The sequence below is a fragment of the Candidatus Parvarchaeota archaeon genome (assembly GCA_016866895.1).
Lineage (GTDB): Archaea > Micrarchaeota > Micrarchaeia > Anstonellales > VGKX01 > VGKX01.
The window spans coordinates 1-4,850 of record VGKX01000094.1 but is presented as its reverse complement, the minus strand read 5'-3'; the positions used below and the strand labels follow the sequence as shown (position 1 = coordinate 4,850).

The following is a 4,850-nucleotide window of genomic DNA, read 5'->3' as shown; positions in this document are numbered from 1 at the left end:
AGGCTGCTTTTGCAGCAGACGCAGGCGGAAGGAAAGGGAGAGGAATTTGAGGGCATCATGGAGTATTTTGCGCGCGATGTTGAGAATCAGCAAGCGCTTGTGAAAAAGGGCTACCTGTTCACAGCCGCAAACAACGCGTTTACAAGAAGCGCGGACATAAAAAGCCTCTGGGTCGTCTCAAAGGGGACGGTTGACCTTGAGGCTGAAAAGAGATACACGCAGCAATGCATTGGCGAAATACCTGGGGTTGAGATGGACCTTGGGAACTTTGAGTGGGCAGCAGGCTCAAGCCTAAGAAAGACATGGGCAATTAAAAGGCTCAATGAGACAGCAGCCCAAAATGCTACAAATAGCGAGGAGAAGTATTTTGCCTACAGGGACTATATTTTTGCCCAGAACTGGTGCTATATTTCAACAAGGCTTGCGCAGGAATCCGGAAAGTTTGCAGGCGTGAAAGTCGACCAGGGCAGGCTGGCGCAGCTTGCGGCCAAAAAAGTCGCGCAGGCAAAGGCCCAAAATGCGGCAGGGGAGGAGGCGGACAACGACTTGGAGTGGCACGCCCAGGCTGCGGACTTGAGCTTTGAAAACAGGCAGTACGCGGCTGCAATAATCGATGCGGTTTACGTTGAGAGGATTGGAGCTGTCAATGCAAATGCGACCAAATACAACTCAAGCCAGCTGGATGAAAGGCTTGGGCAGCTAAATGGAAAAAAGTTTGAATCCGCATGGGCAAAAATCTACCAGACCCAAGGCAAGTACATGGTTCAGACGGCAAAAAGCACAGGCGACAGGATTGGGGCCCTGAAAATCCTGGAGTTTGCAGACGGCCTAGACCAGTCATATCTGGAGCAAAAGGGCATATTTAGGAAAGGAACAGATGCCAATGGCACTGATTTAAACAATTCAAAAGATGAGGCGGCAGGCAAACAGGCGCAGGATTGCAAGCAAGTGCGGCAGTGCCAGCCCGTCGAGGGAAATTATTTTGGGCTTGACTTTGGCGTTGTGCAAGACATCATTGGAATTGCCGTATTTTCATGCGCGGTTATGGTTGCATACCTTATTGGAAAAAACTCTACAGCAAGACACAGGAAGGCGAAATGAATATAAGCAGCCTTGGGCAATAAGCATTTGGCCATTATTGGCTTGAAGCTGATGCAACATGACGCTGTTTGAAAAAACAAGGAAACTTATTGAGTCCCAATGCGCTGGTGCAAAAAAGTGCGCGGTTGTCTATTCAGGCGGCCTTGACTCAACTGCAATGCTGCTTTTGCTTGAGGAGGCTGGCATAAAGACGACTGCAGTAGTGCTTGATATAGGCCAGGGAAAAGGCAGGCTTGAGAAATCCAAAAGCATGGCAAAAAAGTATGCCTCCCAGACAGTCTGCTTTGACGCAAGGGAGGATATGCAGCGGAACATGGAAAGGGCGATAAAGGCAAATGCCACGCTTGCAAGCCACGTGAATTCTGAGGGCTTGAGCAGGCCAGTGCTTGCAGCTTATCTTGTCAGGGCTGGAAGACAGTACAACTGCGATGTGCTTGCTCATGGAAGCTCAGGGGCCGGAAACGACCAGCACAGGATGGAAAACGCGCTAAGGGCCCTTGCTCCTGAGAAAAAAATCATTGCCCCTATAAGGGACTGGAACCTGCTTCGCGACCAGTGCCTAGACTACTTGAAGGCAAAGGGGGCGGGAAACTTTGAGAAAGAAACTGGCTACTCTGTTTCCACAGATGAGTCGGCATGGGCCCGAACTTTGAGGATTGCAGGGAAAAACGACGATGTGAAGAAGGGTGCCTATGAGTGGACAGCTGAGCTGTCAGATGCCCCGGAGAAAAAATCATACGCGACAATCAGGTTTGAAAAAGGGGTTCCTACAAGCGTGCTTCTTGAACAGGATGGCAAAAAGAGCCAGGTTTCTGGGTTTGAGATTTACACCAGGTTAAACGAATTTGCCGGAAAGGCAGGCTTTGGCAGGTTTGACGCAATAGAGGACAAGGTAATAGGGCTGAAGATGCACGAGTCTTACGAGGCGCCTGCTGCCTGCGCACTTGCAAGGGCGCACCATGAGCTTGAAAGCATTGTGCTTACATCATCGGAGCTTGAAGTCAAAGGCTTCATTGACCGCAAGTGGGGCCAGCTAGTTTATGACGGTGGTTTTTACACAAGGCTGCGGGGGGCGCTTGAAGCATTTATAGAAAGGACCCAGAGAACTGTTGACGGAAGCGTCAAGGTGGCATTCTACAAGGGCAGCATGCAAATAATTTCAAGGGAAAGCCCGTATGCGCTTTATGACATAAGGATGGCAAGCAGGGACAAGACGGGTGTCATAAACCAGCAGGATGCAAGGTATTTTTCAAAGCTTTACGGCTTGCAGGACTCCATTGCCTTTGCCATGGGCTCTGGCTGAATCGCGGAAAATATCGCCGGAAAGAGCAAGCCCTTCACTTTTCAATGCGCTTTTGCCGATGATTTTTTTCGTTTTCTTTTGGACTTGGTGGTTTTATAATCCTAGTCTGGGCAACTAGCTTATAGGTTATTGGTGATTATGGCAAAGCCGATGGATGAGGCAGCGCTTGCGCAGCTGACCAGAAAAAGATACGAGCTGAAAAAGCAGCTTAGGGTGCTTAGCGAGGCAAAGGGCACAGGCACGGAGCTTATTTCCGTCTACATCCCGCCAAAATACCCGATACATGAAATCACAAACAAGCTCAAGGAGGAGGCTGGCCAGGCCTCGAACATAAAGTCAAAATCCACAAGAAAAAACGTGATTGACGCGCTTGAAAGGCTGCTGCAGTACCTGAAGATTTTCCGCGAGTCCCCTGAAAACGGCATTGCGATATTTGCAGGCAACGTGTCGCAAAACCCGGCAAAGATTGACATTGAGCTTTATTCTATTGTGCCGCCGCAGCCACTTCAGATACAGCTTTACAGGTGCGATTCTCGGTTTTTCCTAGAGCCCCTTGCCGCGATGGCAGATGTCAAGGAAAGCTACGGCCTTGTTGTGCTTGACGGCAGGGAGGCGACATTGGCGACGCTTAGGGGAACCCAAATCCAGATACTCAAGAGGCTAAACTCCACGGCTCACGCCAAAATCCGCAAGGGCGGCCAGTCTGCAAGGAGGTACGAGAGGCTCATTGAGGAGTCAATCGAGCTGTACTACAAGCGGGTCGGGGAGGCAATGGACAAATATTTTGTCACAAGCGTGAAGGGAGTCATCATAGGGGGCCCTGGGCCGACCAAGGACAATTTTGTGAAAATGTCCCCTTTCAATTATCAAATAAAGGTCATGGGTGTTGTTGACACTGGCTACACCGACGAGCAGGGATTGCGGGAGCTTATGGCAAAAAGCGCGGATATCCTGACAGAACAGGAGGCGGTAAAGGAAAAGCAGGTGATTGATAGGTTCATCAGGGAGATTGTCCAGGATGGGCTTGTTGTTTATGGGGAGGCGCAGGTCCGTGAGGCTCTTTCGATTAAAAAGGCAGAAAAGCTGCTTGTCTCTGCAGGCCTTGACTACAAAAGGCACAAATTTGTCTGCCAGGCCGATGGATGCGAGAAATTCAAAAACATTCCTGGCGGTCAGGAGCCCGAAATTCCCAGGTGCGACAGGTGCAATGCAGCCATGAAGAGGGACTCTGACTCCCTTCTTATTGACGAGCTTATGGACCTGGCTGCTGCAAACGACATTGAAGCCATTGTGGTTTCAACCGACACAAGCGAAGGCATGCAGTTTTTGCAGTCCTTCTACGGCATTGGCGCCTTTTTGAGGTACAAGTAAGCCGAAAAAATATTGGGAGGGGTTTTTCAGCCCCTTCATTTGCCCAAGGCATTTAGTAGAGCCTGTCCATGTAATTTGTCACTTTATACGAGTAAACAAGGGTCCTATTTGCCCCTGCCGGAACCTCGAATTTCCATGACAGGTCCTGGTTGTTTGTAATTTCAGGCTTTATTGGCTGGCCGTTTAGCGTGCTTTGGGAAAACTCCACAGCGTCGCCGCCTGCCATGTAGTCCTTGAGCCTCAGGGCAACTGCGCTTGCGCCGCTATTTTGCGCAACAAAAGATACCGAATAGCTTGTGATTCTGGAGTTTCCCTGCTGCTGCGTGCTTTGCTGCATGTCTTTTTTGACTTCAAGCTCCGGCATGAAGGAATATGCGACCGATGCAGGGCGCGACATGCCGGTGAACTCAACCATGTCCTCGCCTGCAAATTCTCCCTGGTCGTAAATCCTGAAGACCCCTTGCGGGAAAGGCATCTGCCCGTCATTTTTCAGCTTCAGGATTTTCTCAGTCTTGCCGATATAAGAATCCCAGACGACCTCCTTTTCATATTTGAGGCTTTTGGAAAAAAGAGGGTAGGATGCAGACTCTTCCTTGCCTAGCGTAACTGGGCCTGAAAGACTCAACTTGTAATTGCCCCCTATAAGCTCCGATATATAATCAGGGCTTACTGATGGCGGCTGGGCAGATGCCTCGTAAGCCGCACCTGCAAGATTAGTTTTGGCATACATGTTGTCATAGTTTCTATAAGGGACTGGCTGCGAGTATGCAAGTTTTGGCGAGCCGATTACAAGAGATACTGTTGCGCCGTTCCAGTCCTCGCCTGCCAGGTTGTTGAGCACTGCCCAGCCCTGGGTGAGCGCGGTTCCGGTTTGTTCATCTGAGGCAAGGTAAACCTTGTAGTTTGCAGACCAGGAGGACGGGGCCATGTAAGAAATTTGTATATTGTGATTCTGATTTGAGGACTGTTCGCCAAACTCGAGGCCGCTTTCTTCAACCTCCTGGGTTTTCACCTCTGTTTTTGAAAATGATGTTGCAGGAAGTTCCATTTGCCCAATCTCAGAGAGCCGGACAAG

At 49.9% G+C, this 4,850-nt stretch carries 3 protein-coding genes; 2 read left to right on the top strand and 1 reads right to left on the bottom strand.

Features of this window, described 5'->3' with window-relative positions; translation table 11 throughout:
* Window positions 1-1,159: 1,159 nt before the first annotated feature.
* Together argG and prf1 are read left to right on the top strand one after the other, a co-directional pair.
* The gene (argG, locus tag FJZ26_04205) at window positions 1,160-2,404 is read left to right on the top strand and encodes an argininosuccinate synthase (protein ID MBM3229607.1); all 1,245 of its coding nucleotides are present in this window, start codon (window positions 1,160-1,162) and stop codon (window positions 2,402-2,404) included.
* A gap of 138 nt (window positions 2,405-2,542) precedes the next feature.
* Window positions 2,543-3,775: a peptide chain release factor 1 gene (gene prf1, locus FJZ26_04200; protein ID MBM3229606.1), complete on the top strand. Its 1,233-nt coding sequence runs from the start codon at window positions 2,543-2,545 to the stop codon at window positions 3,773-3,775.
* Window positions 3,776-3,827: 52 nt separating this feature from the next.
* Here prf1 and FJZ26_04195 read toward each other — a convergent pair.
* A partial coding sequence (locus FJZ26_04195) for a DUF4139 domain-containing protein (protein MBM3229605.1) occupies window positions 3,828-4,850 on the bottom strand: 1,023 nt, incomplete at its 5' end.

What these genes read in the sequence shown, in the direction of transcription:
- argG (MBM3229607.1), top strand. Translation starts at nt 1,160, where the DNA reads ATGACGCTGTTTGAAAAAACAAGGAAACTTATTGAGTCCCAATGCGCT.
- prf1 (MBM3229606.1), top strand. Translation starts at nt 2,543, where the DNA reads ATGGCAAAGCCGATGGATGAGGCAGCGCTTGCGCAGCTGACCAGAAAA.